The organism is Trebonia sp. (genome assembly GCF_030042015.1).
Classification (GTDB): Bacteria; Actinomycetota; Actinomycetes; order Streptosporangiales; family Streptosporangiaceae; genus Trebonia.
Window position 1 is genome coordinate 1 of sequence record NZ_JASIAL010000480.1, and the last position, 15,798, is coordinate 15,798.

Consider the following 15,798-nt stretch of genomic DNA (forward strand, 5'->3'; position numbering starts at 1 on the left):
TGAAGGTCGCGCCGTTGGCGGTTGCCCCCATGGTCCTCAGCTCCCCGCGCCTGGCACGAGTCCGTAGCGCTCGGTCGGCCCATCTGTCGGCGGCCACTCCGGCCGCTCCTCGTCGGGCAGCTCGCGCATCCGCATCAGGAGCGCGGGCGCGTACTGGTAGCCGCTCGCCTTGAGGATCACGTCTCGCACCTGTTCGACCGCCCCCAGACCGACGTACCGCTCACCGACGTGCCGGTAAGCGGTACGTCGGTGCCACCTGGGCAAACACCCGAACCTGTGGATAACTGGCCTGACGGGCCGGCCGATGACGACGATGACGTTTCCGCAGGTCGCACCGACGTACCGGTAACCGACGTACCGCTCACCGGGAGTCGGTTCACCGAACGTCGGCTCACCGGCACACCGTACGTCAAGACAGAAGACTGACTACGTCACCACTGAGAATGAACCCTCGCGCGTCGGCGGCGAAGCCGACGACTGGGGGGCGCGGGGGAATCACCCCCGCGAAGAGCAACCCATCGCAAACCCGCTACCGCGGTTCACGATGGCACGGAAACCGCGGCTGATGACGCTCAACAGATCCCATCGCGCGAGGGCGAACCGGACGACCTGGCGAACGGCTGGCGCGGAGATCTCGCGGAGCAGGCCGGAAAACCCGGCGCTGACGCGCCTTGTCCGGACCCGCCTGCGGCGGCTCCCGACGCGACGAGGACCCGTCTCCCGCGCCGCCTGTACGACCCGCGGGCGATCGCCGCGCAGCAGGCAGCCGAGGCACGCGCCGCGCGTGCGGCTGCCGAGGCCGAGGCGGTGGGGCAGTGACGGCCGCCGCGCCCGCCCGCCTCGCCGCCGCCCGCGCGATGAGCGAAGCCGCGCTACAGGACCACGTCCGCGCGCTCTGCGACGGCCTCGGCCTGGCGGTGCAGCACGTCCACGACCCGCGCCGCTCGTGGCTGCCAGGCTGGCCGGACCTGACCGTCATCGGCAGCCGCGTCATCTACCGCGAGCTCAAGAGCGAGCAGGGCACGGTGAGCGCCGAGCAGCGCGACGTCGGGCAGCGCCTGACCGACGCTGGGCAGGACTGGGCGGTCTGGCGGCCGGCCCAGCTGCTCAGCGGAGAGATCGGCCGCCAGCTCGCCAGCATCACCGGACACCAGATCGCTTTGCCGCTATGGAAGGACCAGTCAGCATGACGACCTACCCGCCGCTCGACCAGCAGCTCGGCACCAGCCTCCTCGTCGAGGACGCCCGCACCCTGTCGACGGCCGCCGGACCGTGCGCGCTCTGCCAGTACGCCCTGCTCGCCGCAGACAGGGCAGCCAGGCTCGTCCCGGGCGGCTGGATCGCGCACCTGTCCTGCATCGCCCGCGCGGCGCTCCGGCCGCAGCCGCTGACCCGCATCCGGACGGGGAGCGTGATCCGGTGACCGCCGCGGGCATCGCCCTGGGCGCGGTGCTCACCCCTGTTGGCACCACGCTAAGCGCGGGTACATTGGACGGCGTGGCAACCGTGCACGTTCCCTACACCGTCGCCCAGGACGAGGACGGCGTGTGGTGCGCGCACGCCTGGCTCGGCGAGTCGGGCGGCGCCAACGGCAACGGCGCCACACCCGAGGAGGCGGTAGCCGACCTGACCGAGGCCGTGCAGATGGTCCTCGACGAGGACGGCGTGCCCGAGCTGCAGACGCTGGACCTAGAGGTCGCCTGATGCCGCCGGTCCCCGCCGTACGCGGGGAACGGCTCGTCAGGGCGCTTGAGCGGGCCGGGTTCGAGGTCACCCGGATCAGGGGCAGCCACCACCGGCTCCGCCATCCTGACGGCCGCTCCACAACGATCCCCGTGCACCCGGGCCGGGACGTGCCGAAGGGCACGCTGCGCGCGGTCCTGCAGGACGCCGGCCTCACCGTCGACGATCTGCTGAAGTACCTGTAGCCGCACCACGGCGGCGCGGCGTCCCGGCCATCCGCTGATGACCGGCGTCCGGATCGCCGCCACTGCGCCGGCCGCGAAGCGAGCGCGGGCAGCAGGCGGCGCGGCCAGAATGACACCACGGCGAACGACAGGAGAGCGACCATGAGCGACACCGGTGGCGAGCACCAGGACGACGACGAGAGCCCGCTGGAGAAGCTAAGACGCCAGCACCGCGAAGAGCACGAAGCCAGGCAGGCCGCGTGGGACGCCGGGCACGCCGGTGACCCGGACGACCCGTTCACCCAGGCGGAGATGGAGAACATCGTCTCGGACATCGACGAGCCCGTCTTCGGGGATCTCGCCGGGGCCGCGGCTGCCGGCGGGCCGGTGGTTGTACTTCAGCGCGAGGGGCCGGAGCTCGCTCGCCAGGGCGTTGCCCGGGCCGGGGTACCAGGCGAACGCCCTGGGCCTGATCCTGGCCCAGCAGGGCGGGGAGTTCGGCGCGGGCGGCGCCGGTGGAGTCCCATGCGGCGGCGATCTCGGTGCGGACGCGGCCGTCGGGGAGCTTCGCGGCGACCGCCAGCGTGCAGTGGGCGCCGTCCGGGGCGGCGCTAATGCGAGATGCTCCCAGCGTGCGACAGTGATCAGACCCTGGTGACCAAAAGCACAAGCACGGTGACGACCACGGTAGCGAGCACGCACCACATCACCACCGTGGCATTGGTTCCTAGCCACGCCAGCAGTTGCTGTTGAGCCTTGGGCTCCGCGAGCGGAGCCTTCCTGAACGCTGAGCCCTTGTCGCCTGGTCGCTTAACCATGGGGACATACGGCGGATCAACGTGTTTGACACTGTACGACGGCGCTTTGCGCCGTGGTCCCCTGGTCATGCGACCTCCCGCCAGGTCCCGAGCCCGGAACCGCCATGCTCGGTCCAGCGTCATAGACCGCTGCCATGCGTCGGCTAACTGTATGTGCTGGTGTCAACGTCGGCTGAATTTTGGCTCTGGCACACTTTCCGTGGTCTTTTCGCCAGAAACCGCTAGCCCTATGCCATTGCCTGCTGGTCTCCCGTTTTCCTCACAGGCGCCGAATCCTTGCGAGTGGGTGCCGGGTCCAGGCTGGCGAAGCGGCGCCCGGAGGGCGGCCTAGACGCAATGCCACTTACCGTAGATCGATCATGCCGCTAGCTCCGCATATGCGCAGGTTGGCGAGGGGTTATGGTGGGTGGTCCAGCGTGGCGGGTTCCCTTGTGGCGGGCTCGCTTGACGCGGTAGGAGTTGTGGCGGGCTCGCTTGATGGCCCGGGGGCAGGTCCGGTGTCGGCGCTGCGGGTTGATGTCCTGCTTGCGGCTGGTGTCGGCCTTGACCGCGGCGCGGAGGTGTTCTTCCCGCTCAGGGGGAGAGGCCGCCGGGCCGATGGCCCGGCGGATGATGCGGACGGTGCGGGTGAAGCTGACCCAGTCGGGGGCGACGTCGGCCTCGGTGGCGGCCTGGCAGATCAGCGCGCTGATCGCGTGGTGGGCCAGCAGGCAGCCGTAGATCTCCTGGCGGACCATGTCCGGGCTGCGGGACCGCAGCACCCGGCCCGGGCCGCGCAGGTGCGTCTTGAACTGGCCATTCCCGGTTTCAATCGGCCACCGCTAATGCCGGCAAAGCAGTAATTGTCTCTGGCTGTGCTGCTGGTGCAGTGGCGATACTGAGCCCGGGAGCACTGTTGCGGGCGGCGACGGTGACTCGCCGTCTGCTGTCAGCGGTAGCAGGTGAGCGCGATGCGGCCGGATACCCGGAAGATGGTGGCTCCCGGTCTGCTGGTCTGGGCGGTGCTGCCGCCGGAACGACGGGCTGCTGCGGTCTCGCTGCTGGCGATGCTGGCAGCCAGGGCCGCGGCGGGAGCGACGGGAGGCGGTCGCGGTGAGCCTGGCCAGGTACCGGATCGAGGGGCAGCTGCAGCAGAAGATCCGCCCGGATCACCTAGACCGGGCCGCGATCGTCTACCTGTTATCTGAACTAAGAAGAGAGTTTTCCCAGTTCAGGGACGGATTCTGATTTGCGCGGCTACGGTCGCTGCTCATGACCGGACAAGACGAGCCGCGGGATCTGGCGGCCTTGGTGGTCCCGCAGGCGGGGTGCCTGGAGCGGGCGGAAGATCCGTGGGAGCCGTACCGGCTGCTCGATCCGGCCGGGGCGCTGGTCGGCGCGGTTGCGGCGTTCCTGCGGGACTTGCAGGCGTCGGGCCGGCCGGAGACCACGCTGCGCGCGTATGCGATCGCGTTGTTGCGCTGGCACCGGTTCTTGTGGGCGGCCGGGGTGCCGTGGGATCAGGCGACCCGGGCCGAGGCCCGGGACTTCAGCCGCTGGATCCAGATCACGGTCAAGCCCGGCCGTGCAGGCGGCCCGGGCGATGCGGCCGGTGCTGTGGCGGCCCGGGCCGGGGTACCGAACCCGGTGACCGGGAAGGCGCCGCCTGGCGGCGGTTACGCGCCGGCCACGGTCGCTCATAGCGAGAGCGTTCTGCGTGGTTTCTATGACTTCCACCTGGAGGCGGGGACCGGACCGATCGTCAACCCGTTCCCGCTGGCCCGGGGGCGGCGCGGGCGGGCTCATGCGCACCACAATCCGATGGAGCCCCACCGCGGTGAGCGTTCGGGGCGGTACCGGCCCCGGCTTGCCCGGCGCGCGCCGCACCACATCCCGGAGGAGAAGTTCAACGAGCTGTTCGCCGCGCTGGGCTCGCACCGCGACCGTGCCCTGGTGGCGTTCTGGGTGTCCACCGGGGCGCGCGCGTCAGAGCTGCTCGGCGCGACGTGCCGGGACGCCGACCCCGGGCAGCAGCTGATCGCGGTGATCCGCAAGGGAACACGGCACCTGCAGCAGCTGCCGGCCTCCCCGGACGCGTTCGTGTGGCTGCGGCTGTATCAGGCGCAGCTGCACGGGCTGGTCCCGGCCGGGCCGGACGACCCGCTGTGGTGGACGCTGCGCCGCCCGTTCCGCCAGCTGAGCTATCACGCGGCCTACCGGATGTTCACCAGGGCCAGCGACACGCTCGGCGCTAACTGGTCCCTGCATGACCTGCGGCATCTGGCCGCCTACCGGATGAGCCGCGACCCGGCCATGCCGCTGGCCGACGTGCAATGGGTCCTTGGCCACGCCCAGCTGTCCACCACGCAGCTTTACCTGTCGGCCCCCGCCGGCGAGGTGATCACCAGCGTGCTGGCCCACCATGCCCGGATGGCAGCTGCCAAGGAGCGGCCCCCCGGCGAGGAACCGCCGCCGGGGCTGCGGTACCGGCCGGAATCGCTGGAGGCGCTGTTCGGGAGGCCACGCCATGACCACCCGTGAGGGACGGCGTGTCCAGGCCGGCCGGCACGCGGCCGCGGACGGCAGGGCCGCGGCCGGGGATCATGCCGGCGCTGGGCACGAGAGCCAGATGGCCGGGCTGTCGCAGCGGTTCCCGCCGCGCGCGCCCGGGGAAGACTGGCCGGCGACCAGCCAGCGGCGCGGCCACCTGCTGGCGCGGCTGTTCGCGCCGCCATTCACCGCCGACCGGGATGACATGCAGTCCAGCCGCCGGATCGGCCTGACCAAGCTGGTGCACTGGCTGGAGGAGCAGCCTGGCCGCACCTGGCAGGACCGGTGGGTGGCCAGCGGCGCCGACGCCGCGGGCAACCTGGGGTGGCGGGAGCTGGCCGGGTCATGGCTTCGTGACACCGGCCGGGCTGCAGCCAGCCCCAGGACTGATTTCATCGCCCTCGGCCGCGGGCTGCTCCCGCTGATCTGCGGCGATGTGATCAGGCCCAGCCTGGGGTGGCTGCTGACCCCGGCGCCTCCGAAGAACCTCGCCGCCGAGATGGCCCGGTCCCGTGACCCAGGCGGCTTCGCCGCGCTCGCCGCGCTGGCGCGCACCGACCCGGCCAGCGCAGCGACCAAGGACCTGGCGTCACGGCGGATCGCCGTGATCCTGGCGGCCAAGGGCGGCACGATCGCCGGCATCACCGTCGGCGACTGCCTGGAGCTGCTGGGCGCGCTCGCCGACGGCAGCGGCTGCAGCACCAGCCCGTACTTCTACCAGCTGCTGCACGCGCTGGGGGTGTTCCCGGCGGCAGCCCCGCCCACGGTCCGGGCATTCAAGACGCCCGGGCAGCTGAGCGCAGAGCAGCTGATCGACCGTTATCCCATCGCCTGCCAGCCGGTCCGCGCCCTGATCATTGACTACCTGCGGGAACGCCAGCCGGCGGTCGACCACGCGACGCTACGGAGCCTGTCGCGTGCCCTGGCCGGGCTGTTCTGGCGGGACCTCGAGCTCCACCACCCCGGGATCGGCTCGCTGCGGCTGGAGCCCGGCGTCGCCGCGGCATGGAAGCAGCGGGTCACCGTCAAGACGGTCCGGACTGCCGGCCCGGCCGGGCAGGTCACCGAATCGGTCGTGCCGCGCCACGACGGCATGAACACCCTGGCCATGGTGCGGGCGTTCTACCTCGACATCGCCCAGTGGGCGGCCGGTGACCCGGCCCGGTGGGGCCCGTGGGCCGTGCCCTGCCCGATCCGTGACGAGGAGATGTCGCGGAAGAAGGAACGCTCGCACCGCAAGTCACGGATGGACCAGCGGACCCGGGAACGGCTGCCCGTCCTGCCCGTCCTGGCCGCCTCCGTCGAGGCGGCCCGCGCCACGGCCGCCGGCATCCTGGCGGCCGCCCGGTCCGCGCCACCCGGAGGGGTATTCACCGCAGCCGGGCAGACGCTGCGCCGGCCGGTGATGACCAGGCACGGCACCAGCGCCAGGATATGGGCCGAGGACCTGGCCACCGGCAAGCGCCGTGACCTGACCCTTGAAGAGCACCGCGCGTTCTGGGCCTGGGCCGCGGTGGAGGTCCTCCGCCTGACCGGCATCCGGATCGAGGAGCTCGCCGAGCTTTCGCATCACAGCTTCGTGCAGTACCGGCTGCCCGCCACCGGCGAGCTGGTCCCGCTGCTGCAGATCGCCCCGTCCAAGACCGACACCGAGCGGCTGCTGGTCATCGCACCGGAGCTAGCCGACGCCTTGTCGGCGATCATCTGCCGGATCCGCGGCGCCGACGGGGCCGTGCCGCTGGTGGTCGCCTACGACATCCACGAGCGCGTGTGGAACCCGCCGATGCCGCTGCTGTTCCAGCGGCAGATCGGCATCGAGCACCGGCCTATCCCCATCCACGGGATCCGAGCCCTGCTCAACGCCGCCCTGGCCGGCACCGGGCTCACCGGCGCCAGCGGGAGCCCGGTGACCTTCACCCCCCACGACTTCCGAAGGCTGTTCATCACCGAGGCCGTGATGAACGGCATGCCCCCGCACATCGCCCAGCTCGTGGCCGGGCACGCCGACATCCGCGCCACGATGGGATACAAGGCCGTCTACCCCGAGGAGGTCATCAACGCCCACCGGGCGTTCATCGCCCGCCGCCGCGCCACCCGCCCCAGCGAGGAATACCGCCTCCCTACCGACGAGGAATGGGACGAGTTCCTCGGCCACTTCGAACGGCGCAAGGTCGCCCTCGGCGACTGCGGCCGGGCATACGCGGCCAGCTGCATCCATGAACACTCATGCGTCAGATGCCCTCTCCTCCGCGTTGACCCAGCTCAGCGGGCACGGCTGGAAGGCATCCGCGACAACCTGACCGCCCGGATCGGCGAAGCCGAACGCGAAGGCTGGACCGGCGAAGCCGAAGGCCTCAAAATCAGCCTCGACGCGGCACGGCAAAAGCTCGCCCAGCTGGACCAGCGGGCCCGCCGCGCCACCACCGTGCACCTGGGCATGCCCGGCCAGGCCGATACCGCCGGCCGCGTCCTGACCGCACCGTCACGGCCAAGCCCGCCCGCGGAGCCGTCATGACACCCGCCGCGGAACCGCAGCTCGCCGCCCGGCTCCGTGCCTGGGCTCGCGGCATCTACCCCGACGAGGCCGGCGTCGAGCTGCTCATCGGCCACGCCGTGTTCCTGGACCGCCCGGACTTCGCCAGCCGCTTCATCACCATCGAGGGCGACGGCCTGGCCGTCATCGACTGGCGCGCCGCGATCACCGCCCTGGATGACAGCCTGCCCTGCTCCGGCAGCGAGAACAGGATGCTCCGCCTGGCAGCCAGCCTCGCAGACGGCACACCGGTGAACCTCCGCGACACCATCACCGGCCTCGATGACCGCAACATCCAGCTCGTGATCAACGCCGTCCTGCACGCCTCAGGACACCGGACACCATCGCGATTCCATGATCATTCTTAGTTCAGGGAATACGTCCGCCAGTCGAGCAGGCAGCAGGTGCTGGAGCACTCGGAGTCGACGCGGCTGCAGTACGCGCTCGCTGAGCGTGCCATCGCGCTGGGCTGGGCCCGGTCGCAGGTCACGGTGATCGACGGCGATCTCGGCGTGTCCGCGGCGACGGCGGATTCCCGGAGGGGTTTGCCAGGCTCGTCACGGAGGTCACGATGGGACGTGCGGGCGTCGTCCCCGGGATCGGGATGTCGCGCCTGGCGCGGACAGGCCGGGACTGGCATCAGCTCCGGGAGCTGTGCTCGCTGTCGGGGGTGCTGCTCGCCGATCCCGACGGCGTCTACGACCCGGGGATATACAACGACCGGCTGCTGCTGGGGCTGAAGGGGACGATGAGCGAGGCAGAGCTGTACCTGATCCGGCAGCGGATGCTGACCGGGAGGCTGGCCAAGGCCGAGCGGGGCGAGCTGGCAATCCCGCTGCCTATCGGCTACGTCCGCCGCCCGTCCGGCGAGGCTCGCTGGACCTTGGGCTGAGCAAGGCCGTCCCTCCTCAGGCGCCGGGGTAGGGACACTCTTGCCGACCTCTGCGATAGGGGGAGATCATCATGAATATGGCAACGGGTTTCGACCGCAGGCATCCGCGTGGCGTGATACTCACCCGTGTGCTGGTCACGGCCTGGCTGCTCGCCCTGACCGGCATTCTGCTGGCTTACGGCTACTGGGGCTGGGCGCTGGTGACGCTCGCCGGCGCGGTGGCGAATAGCGTGCTGGCCTATCGCGTCTACCGGGCGACAATGCGCTAGACGAGGTGCCCGGGCTCATGCGAGACCCCACCCCCTGATTTGCGCTCGGGCGCTGTGCTAGCCAGGCGAAATCGGGAAGGAATACCCAATGTGGGCAAGCCGGTCATCGCCGCGCTGACTGCAGCCGTTTTGTGCGCCGTCCTAGCCGGGTGCGCGGGCGGCAGCTCGCCCTCCTCCTCGCAGTCTGCGCCGTTGCGGCCGGGCAGCCGGGCGATGCTGACGTGCACGGTCAGGTTCGCCGACGGGAGCACTGTCGCCGAGGTGGTCGGCATGCTCGCCGCCGACGACAGGGCCATTCACGGGCAGTGGGCTGCGGCGGTCGGCGACAGCGCGGGGAGCATGAACGGCCTCATGACGCCCGCTGCGGCGCAGGAGCGGGCCTACGATGACCTGACCGCCGCGCTCACCGACCTCGGAACCGGGCCGGAGGCAGTTGGCCCCATCGCGGCAGCGCTGAGGAGCCTGAACGCGGCCGCGTCCACGCTCACCACCCGCAGACCCGGCTGGGAGTCAGCCGGCACCGTGGTCCATGCCGACATCGCCGCCCTCGAGAAGACCTGCGGCGCAACCGTGTCCTGACTGGCTGCCGGAAATATCCGACAATTCCTAGACTCTCCGGACTAGCAGTGATGCGCGGGGACTACAGCACTCTTGTGCCAGGCTCGGCCGTATGACGACATCCCGGGAGGAATTGCCAGCATATGACCGGGCCGGAGAACTGCCCTGGGCCGTACGGCGCCTCGTGCTGGCGCGCGACGGCTTCGCCTGCGTCTGCTGCAGCAGGTCGGTCCTCGGCCGGCCTTATGCCATTCAGCTCCGCAAGCCCTCGGACCGGGGCGGGAACGCATCGCCAGAAAACCTGATCACCGTCCTCGCCGAATGCGGCGAGCGGATCAGCTTCCGCCGTGACAGGACCGATGAGGCGAGGGGGTACTCGCTCCGCCGGTGGGAAGAGCCCGCGCTCGTGCCCGTGGCGTACGCGTCCCCGGCGGGCCCGGCGGTGGCGTGGCTGCTGCCTGATGGCGACCGGTCGGCTGAAGCCCCTTGCGGGAGCGGCCATATGACGGCCCGATGACCCGAGCGAACCGCGCTTTCCCCTCCGGTGGGGACTTTCCGTAACATCTCGGCTACATTCTGGCTCCGGCACCGTCACGGTCGTGCACCGTCCGGTTACCTGGCGCGTCCACCTTGGCAGGGGAGGGCGCATTAGGCGCTTCACGGGCGTTCTAGACCGGGGAGGGACCAGGCATGACGCACTGGGAGGATTACGGCCAGTCACCCCGATACTCACAGCGGGTGCTCCGGGACCCGTGGGGGCAGGCGAGGCTGCAACCGTGTTCGTGGCAGGAGCAGGCATGCTGGCGGCCGCGGCCGTCCGCACCCGCGCACCGCAGGCCCCACCGCAGGAGAAGCGTTATCGTCCTGGCCTTCGCGATCGCGATCGCGATCGGCGTCATCGCCGCAGCGGCCAGCAGCAACCCAGGAAAGCCCGCGGCCGTCTCTGCGGCTGCCGCACTCGCCACGCCGGCGGGCGTCGTCCTCTCTGGCGGCTGAGGGCTCGGCTGGCGGGGCGCTAGTACCACCCAGCCGACGTTTCGTGTGCCCATGCGGTGCACGGGGTGCCGTAGCGGCCGCGGATGTAGGCAAGGCCCCAGGCGATCTGCTGGCCCGGATCGTCGTAGGGGTAGCTTGCTGACCAGCCGCGGATGTCCTGCGCGATGCCGCGCGCGTCCGACGTAGGGTTGGCGGCCGTCGCGGACCAGCCCGACTCGCGGGTCCACAGCGCGTCCAGGCACGACCATTGCCCGCCGCCGCCCCAGCCGTAGGCAGCGGCCATCTGCCTGCCAAGCGCGACGTTTGCCGACTCCGGGGACGTCCGCGCCGACAGGCCTGCATGCCGCGCGATGGCGGACAGCACCACTCCGCCCACGACAGCGGCTATTACGGCACGGCCGAATCCACTCGACGGCCCGAGGCCGCCGCCTTTATTGGACATGTGGGATTGGTCTGCCTCCAAGGGCGGGTGCCGGGGTACGCGGCGACCGCCCGCTTAGGGCGCGATGCGCGGAAGGGTGGTGGACGGCGTTTGCGCAGATGGCATGGCAAAAGCGGCGCGGCTACGGCGTGGCGAGATGCGTAAAAAGGCGGCAAACGGGGTATCGAGGGCTATCATCGCGCATAGATTACATCTGCGGATTTCCTGAGAGCTGGCGGAGGGAGCAAATGTCCAGGGGGACGCTGATCCTCTTCGTCTGGCTGATCATCGGAGCCGCCGCCGCAGGTCAGCGGGGATATTTCAGCAGTAGCACGAACCTGGGCTGCAGCTCGGGCGCGACAATCGCCCTGACGATAGCGGCGGGGCCGCTCAACTACGTCGGGATCGACCCCTCCATCACGTGCGGCTGGCCGAAACCGTCCGGCTGAGTGCCGGCGTTCGCCGTCCCCGTGCCATGAAACCCCGGCCGCGTCGCTACGACGCGGTGTAGGGGTAGTCTCGGCTGCATGGGAAGCTCGGAGTTGCCGCCGTTCAGCCTGGCCGAGGCTGTTACCCGGTGGCAGTTCGCGCCGGTCGTGACCGCGCTGACCGTGCTGTTGGCCGGACTGTACCTGTGGGGTACGGTGCGGGTGGCCCGCCGCCATCCGGCCCGTCCCTGGCCGGTGCCGCGGACGGCCGCGTTTCTGGGCAGCCTGCTGGTCGTCGTGCTCGCCACGGAAAGTGGCATCGGCACCTACGACGACACCCTGTTCTGGGTGCACATGATCCAGCACCTCATGCTGATCATGATCGCCCCGCCGCTGCTCGTGGCCGGGTTGCCGATAACGCTGCTGCTGCACGCCAGCCGCAACCCCTTGCACACGCGGGTCAAGCGGGTCGTGCGATCCCGCCCGGCGGCCTGGCTGACCTGGCCGGCATTCGGAGCGATGGCGTATACGGCCACGATCGTGGGGACGCACCTGACGAACTTCACGAACCTGGTGGTGAGGTATCCGGCGGTGCAGGACGGCGAGCACGCGCTGTACCTCATCGTGGGGTACCTGTACTTCCTCCCGCTGATCGGGCGGGAGCCGATCCGGTGGAAGGTGTCGTACCCGCTGCGGCTCTTCCTGCTGTTCATCGTCATGCCGGTGGACGCGTTCACGGGCGTCGTGCTCGGCTCGTCGAGTTCGGACCCGTTCGCGCCGCTGCGGCCGCGCACGTGGGGGCCGTCCGCACTTGACGACGTGCACATGGGCGGCGCGGTCATGTGGATCGGAGGAGCCGCGATCATGTTCGTCATGATCATGGTCACGTTCTTCGCCTGGTCGCGGGAAACCCGTCCGTCCGGCGGCATGGGCTGGCTTGAGTCCGCGCGGCGGGCGAACCTGGCGGACAAGATCAGTACGGGCGCGGTCCCGGCGAAAGTGGCGGCCGCCGGCGAGGCCGGCAGCATTGATGACGACGAGCATCTCGCCGCCTACAACGCCTACCTCGCCCGCCTCAACAGCCCACGCGACCCGGGCAGTTCCGGCCAAGGCTCCGCAGCCAGCCCGGGAGCCTGAACCGATCAGGGACGTGGCCCGTGATCCCGGATAGGTCGCGTAGCTGAGTGTCATCCTGTTCCGGTTCGGCCACCTGCCACGACCGGCGACTGGGTGTTCGTGAACGTCCCCGCTCACTCGTTCTGCGCTGCGCTATCGGCAACCCTGGAAGTTCCGGGAATGCCGGGAGGGAGCGGACAGACCATGTGGGTCATCCATCGGGTCACCCTGGTGGCGGCTGCCGGGGCGGCGGGCGCCGTCCTCGCCGCCGGGGTGGCACTCGCGCCAGGCGCGGGGGCAAGCACACCAGCCTCGTTCGCGGGCGGCTTCAAGAGCGTCAGCACGGTCGCCTCGACGATCCCGGAGAACGGGGACCTCAATCCCTACGGCGTGGCCGTGGTCACGCGGAGCCAGGGCAAACTCCGCAACGGGGATGTCCTGGTCAGCAACTTCAACGACAAGGCGAACGCGCAGGGCACGGGCACCACGATCGTCGAAGTGGCGCCGAACGGGACCGTATCGCTGTTTGCCCAGATCAGCGCCGCGAACCTGCCCGGCAGGTGCCCTGGCGGGCTAGGCCTGACGACCGCGCTTGACATCCTGCCGGGCGGCTGGGTGGTTGTCGGCAGCCTGCCAACCGTCGGCGGCAACCCCGCGACAGCCAAGGCCGGATGCCTGCTGGTGCTCAACAGCGCGGGCCGTGTCGTGGAGACCTTCAGCGGACACGGCATCAACGGCCCGTGGGACATGACGGCGGTCAGCTTCGGGTACACGACCGACCTGTTCGTCGCTAACGTGCTCAACGGCACCGTGGCGGCGGGCGGCAAGATTGTCCACAAGGGAACCGTCCTGCGCCTCACGGTTACCAGGGCGCTGCACGGGATGCCTAAGCTGACCGCCGTGACCACGATCGGATCGGGGTTCGCGGAGGAAACCAACCTGGCCGCGCTCGTGATCGGGCCGACCGGGGTCGGGCTCGGCCGCAACGGGTGGCTGTACCTCGCGGACACCATCGAAAACAGGATCGCCGCCATCCCGGATGCGCTCTCCCGCACCACGAGCGCGAAGACGGGGGTGACGGTGAGCAGGAACGGAGCCATCCAGGGCCCGCTCGGCCTGACGATCGCGCCGGACGGTGACATCCTCACCGTCAACTCACTGAACGGGAACCTCGTGGAGGTCACGCCGAAGGGTGCCCAGGTCGCTGTCAAGGCGCTGGACAAGTCTGGCTCCCCGCCGGGCGCCGGAGCGCTGTTCGGCCTTGCGCTGGCGCCGCACTTTACGGGCGTCTACTTTGTCGACGACGCGACCAACACCCTGGACCTGCTCCACTAGTGAGGGAATGGCGGCGGGAAGCCTCGCACGCCGGACGCTAGTGACCCCGAGGGGACCGCATGAGCCCCCTCGGGGTCCGGCGAGCGCTCTCAGACTCAGATAGCGGGAGGGCATCGGTAAGTTAGGACCCGAGCCGCATGTTTTTTGTCCGTTTTATACCTATTTCCGGCTGCCGTTCGGGTCCTATGTTGATCCCGCGGACACGGGCAGCGCCCGGTATGGGCGGTTTGTCCGCTTCGCCGGGCAGGGCGGCCGGGCGGACCGGATGAGTCCCCGAACGGGGGGATCCCCGGGGTGACGAACGGGGCCCCCCGGGGTGACGGTGGTCAACGGCCCGCACAGACCCCGGGAGCAAGTGGGCCGTTAAGGCCCAGCCGGGGGGCCCCGGGGGGTCGTCCCCCCGGGGGAACAGAGACACGCCGGCAGCGGTCTCTACGGAAATCTACGGTTCTCGCTAGAGGAAGCCATAGAGTCCGATTCGTGGACCCCGTGCGAAACCCGTACGCCCCCGGCGCCGGCCAGCGTCCGCCGGAGCTCGCCGGCCGCGACCGGGAGATCGGCCAGTTCGAGGTCGTGCTCGAGCGCGTGGCCCGGGCGCGGCCAGAGCGCAGCATGGTGCTCACCGGGCTGCGCGGCGTCGGGAAGACCGTGCTGCTGAACACGTTCCGGTCGATGGCGCTGCAGCGCCTGTGGGGTACCGGCAAGCTGGAGGCCCGGCCCGACCAGTCGATCCGCAGGCCCGTCGCCGCGGCACTGCACATGGCGGTGCGAGAGCTCGCTCCCCGGCACCGCGCGCCGGACCGGATCGACGCCTTCCTCGGGGTGCTCAAGGCATTCGCGCTGCGCGACCCGAAGGCGCCGAAAGGCACCTCGGTCACCGTGCAGCTCGGCATCGACGTGCCGGCCGCCCGCGGCCGGGCCGATTCCGGCGACCTCGAGGTGGACCTCACCGAGCTGTTCGCCGACGCCGCGTCGGTGGCGGCCGACCTCGGCGTGGGCGTCGCGCTGTTCGTCGACGAGATGCAGGACGTGCCCGCCCAGGACGTTTCTGCGCTGTGCGCGGCGTGCCACGAGCTCTCCCAGGTCGGCGGGCCGCTGATCGTGGTCGGCGCGGGGCTGCCGCACCTGCCGTCCGTGCTTTCCGCGAGCAAGAGCTACTCCGAGCGGCTCTTCAGGTACGTCCGCATCGACCGGCTGGACCGGGAGGCGGCCGACCAGGCGCTGATCGCCCCGGCCGCGCGGGAGGACGTGATCTTCAAGCAGGAGGCGCTTGACGCGCTGTACGCGGCGGCCGATGGGTACCCGTACTTCGTCCAGGCGTACGGCAAGGTCACCTGGGATGTCGCCGCGGGCAGCCCGGTGACCGCCGCGGACGTGGCGGTCGCGGAGCCGGAGGCCGAAGGCGAGCTCGCCGTCGGATTCTTCGGCAGCCGGTACGAGCGGGCGACCCCGGCCGAGCGAGAGTACATGCGGGCGATGGCCGCCATCGGCGACGAGCCCGTGCTCACCTCCAGCGTCGCCGATGAGCTTGGCCGCAAGCCGTCCAGCCTGTCCCCCGCCAGGGACGGGCTGATCAAGAAGGGCCTGATCTACAGCTCGGAGCGGGGGCTGATCGCGTTCACCGTGCCGCATTTCGGCAAGTTCCTCCGGTCGCAGCCGGCCTGAGCGGGCCGCCTCCTGGCGCGGAAAGGGGCCGACGGAACAGGCGCCACGGCCCGTTCGGGATATCGGATCTATTTCATTTTCTTGCGAATTTCCTAGAGTCGCTTAGAGATCCGCAGAGTGCCTGGGGCGGCGGTGCGGCGCACGGTGCGCCACGCGCTGCGGTGCGCCCTGGTGCGGGGCGCCGCGATGCGGCCCTCGCGCCGAGGCCGCGACGGGGTCACCCGGGTCAGCCGGATCGACCGGGACGGCGGGTCCGGGAACGATGGCCGGGGGGCCGGCGTCCGGGACGCCGGCCATCCCCGGGAGGTCGGCGGTGCCCGGCGCGGCGGGA

At 70.5% G+C, this 15,798-nt stretch carries 23 protein-coding genes; 19 read left to right on the forward strand and 4 right to left on the reverse strand.

Annotated features, from left to right (window positions below; translation table 11 throughout):
- Positions 1-36 precede the first annotated feature (36 nt).
- Entirely contained in the window at positions 37-189 is a 153-nt protein-coding gene (locus tag Q1N79_RS25535; RefSeq protein WP_300613237.1) for a hypothetical protein, read from the reverse strand.
- A 626-nt stretch (positions 190-815) separates the two neighbouring features.
- Between Q1N79_RS25535 and Q1N79_RS25540 the strand changes: the two genes are divergently transcribed.
- The 5 genes from Q1N79_RS25540 (at position 816) to Q1N79_RS25560 (ending at position 2,522) form a co-directional block, all read left to right on the forward strand.
- The gene (locus tag Q1N79_RS25540; RefSeq protein ID WP_300613239.1) at positions 816-1,190 is read left to right on the forward strand and encodes a hypothetical protein; all 375 of its coding nucleotides are present in this window, start codon (positions 816-818) and stop codon (positions 1,188-1,190) included.
- The gene (locus tag Q1N79_RS25545; RefSeq protein WP_300613241.1) at positions 1,187-1,423 is read left to right on the forward strand and encodes a hypothetical protein; all 237 of its coding nucleotides are present in this window, start codon (positions 1,187-1,189) and stop codon (positions 1,421-1,423) included. The genes Q1N79_RS25540 and Q1N79_RS25545 overlap by 4 nt, the downstream gene beginning before the upstream one ends.
- Positions 1,420-1,704 carry a hypothetical protein gene (locus tag Q1N79_RS25550; RefSeq protein ID WP_367185140.1) on the forward strand — a complete coding sequence of 95 codons (285 nt, stop codon included), beginning with the start codon at positions 1,420-1,422 and terminating at the stop codon, positions 1,702-1,704. The genes Q1N79_RS25545 and Q1N79_RS25550 overlap by 4 nt, the downstream gene beginning before the upstream one ends.
- Complete coding sequence (locus tag Q1N79_RS25555; protein WP_300613243.1) at positions 1,704-1,928, forward strand: type II toxin-antitoxin system HicA family toxin; 225 nt, start codon at positions 1,704-1,706, stop codon at positions 1,926-1,928. Before Q1N79_RS25550 ends, Q1N79_RS25555 begins: the two co-directional genes overlap by 1 nt.
- A 141-nt stretch (positions 1,929-2,069) precedes the next feature.
- Positions 2,070-2,522, forward strand: a complete 453-nt coding sequence (locus Q1N79_RS25560; protein WP_300613245.1) for a hypothetical protein — start codon at positions 2,070-2,072, stop codon at positions 2,520-2,522.
- Positions 2,523-2,551: 29 nt separating this feature from the next.
- Here the strand turns inward: Q1N79_RS25560 and Q1N79_RS25565 are convergent, their stop codons facing one another.
- Positions 2,552-2,725, reverse strand: a complete 174-nt coding sequence (locus Q1N79_RS25565; RefSeq protein ID WP_300613247.1) for a hypothetical protein — start codon at positions 2,723-2,725, stop codon at positions 2,552-2,554.
- A 365-nt stretch (positions 2,726-3,090) separates the two neighbouring features.
- Positions 3,091-3,462, reverse strand: coding sequence for a hypothetical protein (locus Q1N79_RS25570; protein ID WP_300613249.1), 372 nt, complete (start codon positions 3,460-3,462; stop codon positions 3,091-3,093).
- Between the two features lie 355 nt (positions 3,463-3,817).
- Here Q1N79_RS25570 and Q1N79_RS25575 point away from each other — a divergent pair, with 355 nt between their 5' ends.
- From Q1N79_RS25575 to Q1N79_RS25615, 9 genes are all read left to right on the forward strand, one after another.
- Positions 3,818-3,952, forward strand: a complete 135-nt coding sequence (locus Q1N79_RS25575) for a hypothetical protein (protein ID WP_300613251.1) — start codon at positions 3,818-3,820, stop codon at positions 3,950-3,952.
- Positions 3,953-3,976: 24 nt separating this feature from the next.
- A complete protein-coding gene (locus tag Q1N79_RS25580) occupies positions 3,977-5,245 on the forward strand; it encodes a site-specific integrase (RefSeq protein WP_300613253.1) in 1,269 nt (422 codons plus the stop codon).
- Positions 5,232-7,769 carry a site-specific integrase gene (locus tag Q1N79_RS25585; RefSeq protein ID WP_300613255.1) on the forward strand — a complete coding sequence of 846 codons (2,538 nt, stop codon included), beginning with the start codon at positions 5,232-5,234 and terminating at the stop codon, positions 7,767-7,769. The genes Q1N79_RS25580 and Q1N79_RS25585 overlap by 14 nt, the downstream gene beginning before the upstream one ends.
- Positions 7,766-8,155 (forward strand): hypothetical protein, encoded by a 390-nt coding sequence (locus tag Q1N79_RS25590; RefSeq protein WP_300613256.1) that lies wholly within the window; start codon positions 7,766-7,768, stop codon positions 8,153-8,155. Before Q1N79_RS25585 ends, Q1N79_RS25590 begins: the two co-directional genes overlap by 4 nt.
- A 101-nt stretch (positions 8,156-8,256) precedes the next feature.
- Positions 8,257-8,679, forward strand: a complete 423-nt coding sequence (locus Q1N79_RS25595; protein ID WP_300613279.1) for a recombinase family protein — start codon at positions 8,257-8,259, stop codon at positions 8,677-8,679.
- A 77-nt stretch (positions 8,680-8,756) separates the two neighbouring features.
- On the forward strand, positions 8,757-8,948 hold the full coding sequence (locus Q1N79_RS25600; RefSeq protein ID WP_300613257.1) for a hypothetical protein: 192 nt from the start codon (positions 8,757-8,759) through the stop codon (positions 8,946-8,948).
- Positions 8,949-9,038: 90 nt separating this feature from the next.
- Positions 9,039-9,527, forward strand: coding sequence for a hypothetical protein (locus Q1N79_RS25605; RefSeq protein ID WP_300613259.1), 489 nt, complete (start codon positions 9,039-9,041; stop codon positions 9,525-9,527).
- A 91-nt stretch (positions 9,528-9,618) separates the two neighbouring features.
- Entirely contained in the window at positions 9,619-10,023 is a 405-nt protein-coding gene (locus tag Q1N79_RS25610) for an HNH endonuclease signature motif containing protein (protein WP_300613262.1), read from the forward strand.
- A 173-nt stretch (positions 10,024-10,196) separates the two neighbouring features.
- Positions 10,197-10,502 (forward strand): hypothetical protein, encoded by a 306-nt coding sequence (locus Q1N79_RS25615; protein ID WP_300613264.1) that lies wholly within the window; start codon positions 10,197-10,199, stop codon positions 10,500-10,502.
- Positions 10,503-10,521: 19 nt separating this feature from the next.
- Here the strand turns inward: Q1N79_RS25615 and Q1N79_RS25620 are convergent, their stop codons facing one another.
- Entirely contained in the window at positions 10,522-10,878 is a 357-nt protein-coding gene (locus Q1N79_RS25620) for a hypothetical protein (RefSeq protein ID WP_300613265.1), read from the reverse strand.
- Between the two features lie 293 nt (positions 10,879-11,171).
- On the opposite strand from Q1N79_RS25620, the gene Q1N79_RS25625 reads away from it, so the two are divergent.
- From Q1N79_RS25625 to Q1N79_RS25645, 5 genes are all read left to right on the forward strand, one after another.
- Complete coding sequence (locus tag Q1N79_RS25625) at positions 11,172-11,372, forward strand: hypothetical protein (RefSeq protein ID WP_300613267.1); 201 nt, start codon at positions 11,172-11,174, stop codon at positions 11,370-11,372.
- A gap of 78 nt (positions 11,373-11,450) precedes the next feature.
- A complete protein-coding gene (locus Q1N79_RS25630; protein WP_300613269.1) occupies positions 11,451-12,488 on the forward strand; it encodes a cytochrome c oxidase assembly protein in 1,038 nt (345 codons plus the stop codon).
- Positions 12,489-12,671: 183 nt separating this feature from the next.
- The gene (locus Q1N79_RS25635) at positions 12,672-13,802 is read left to right on the forward strand and encodes a hypothetical protein (RefSeq protein ID WP_300613271.1); all 1,131 of its coding nucleotides are present in this window, start codon (positions 12,672-12,674) and stop codon (positions 13,800-13,802) included.
- Between the two features lie 480 nt (positions 13,803-14,282).
- Positions 14,283-15,467, forward strand: a complete 1,185-nt coding sequence (locus Q1N79_RS25640; protein ID WP_300613273.1) for an ATP-binding protein — start codon at positions 14,283-14,285, stop codon at positions 15,465-15,467.
- A 117-nt stretch (positions 15,468-15,584) separates the two neighbouring features.
- On the forward strand, positions 15,585-15,798 hold a 214-nt coding region (locus Q1N79_RS25645), incomplete at its 3' end, for a hypothetical protein (protein ID WP_300613275.1).

Excerpts from the sequence above, each read along its gene's own strand:
- Q1N79_RS25545 (WP_300613241.1), top strand. The coding sequence starts at position 1,187 with ATGACGACCTACCCGCCGCTCGACCAGCAGCTCGGCACCAGCCTCCTC.
- Q1N79_RS25555 (WP_300613243.1), top strand. The coding sequence starts at position 1,704 with ATGCCGCCGGTCCCCGCCGTACGCGGGGAACGGCTCGTCAGGGCGCTT.
- Q1N79_RS25560 (WP_300613245.1), top strand. The coding sequence starts at position 2,070 with ATGAGCGACACCGGTGGCGAGCACCAGGACGACGACGAGAGCCCGCTG.
- Q1N79_RS25565 (WP_300613247.1), bottom strand. The coding sequence starts at position 2,725 with ATGGTTAAGCGACCAGGCGACAAGGGCTCAGCGTTCAGGAAGGCTCCG.
- Q1N79_RS25570 (WP_300613249.1), bottom strand. The coding sequence starts at position 3,462 with ATGGTCCGCCAGGAGATCTACGGCTGCCTGCTGGCCCACCACGCGATC.
- Q1N79_RS25580 (WP_300613253.1), top strand. The coding sequence starts at position 3,977 with ATGACCGGACAAGACGAGCCGCGGGATCTGGCGGCCTTGGTGGTCCCG.
- Q1N79_RS25585 (WP_300613255.1), top strand. The coding sequence starts at position 5,232 with ATGACCACCCGTGAGGGACGGCGTGTCCAGGCCGGCCGGCACGCGGCC.
- Q1N79_RS25590 (WP_300613256.1), top strand. The coding sequence starts at position 7,766 with ATGACACCCGCCGCGGAACCGCAGCTCGCCGCCCGGCTCCGTGCCTGG.
- Q1N79_RS25600 (WP_300613257.1), top strand. The coding sequence starts at position 8,757 with ATGGCAACGGGTTTCGACCGCAGGCATCCGCGTGGCGTGATACTCACC.
- Q1N79_RS25610 (WP_300613262.1), top strand. The coding sequence starts at position 9,619 with ATGACGACATCCCGGGAGGAATTGCCAGCATATGACCGGGCCGGAGAA.
- Q1N79_RS25615 (WP_300613264.1), top strand. The coding sequence starts at position 10,197 with ATGACGCACTGGGAGGATTACGGCCAGTCACCCCGATACTCACAGCGG.
- Q1N79_RS25625 (WP_300613267.1), top strand. The coding sequence starts at position 11,172 with ATGTCCAGGGGGACGCTGATCCTCTTCGTCTGGCTGATCATCGGAGCC.
- Q1N79_RS25630 (WP_300613269.1), top strand. The coding sequence starts at position 11,451 with ATGGGAAGCTCGGAGTTGCCGCCGTTCAGCCTGGCCGAGGCTGTTACC.
- Q1N79_RS25635 (WP_300613271.1), top strand. The coding sequence starts at position 12,672 with ATGTGGGTCATCCATCGGGTCACCCTGGTGGCGGCTGCCGGGGCGGCG.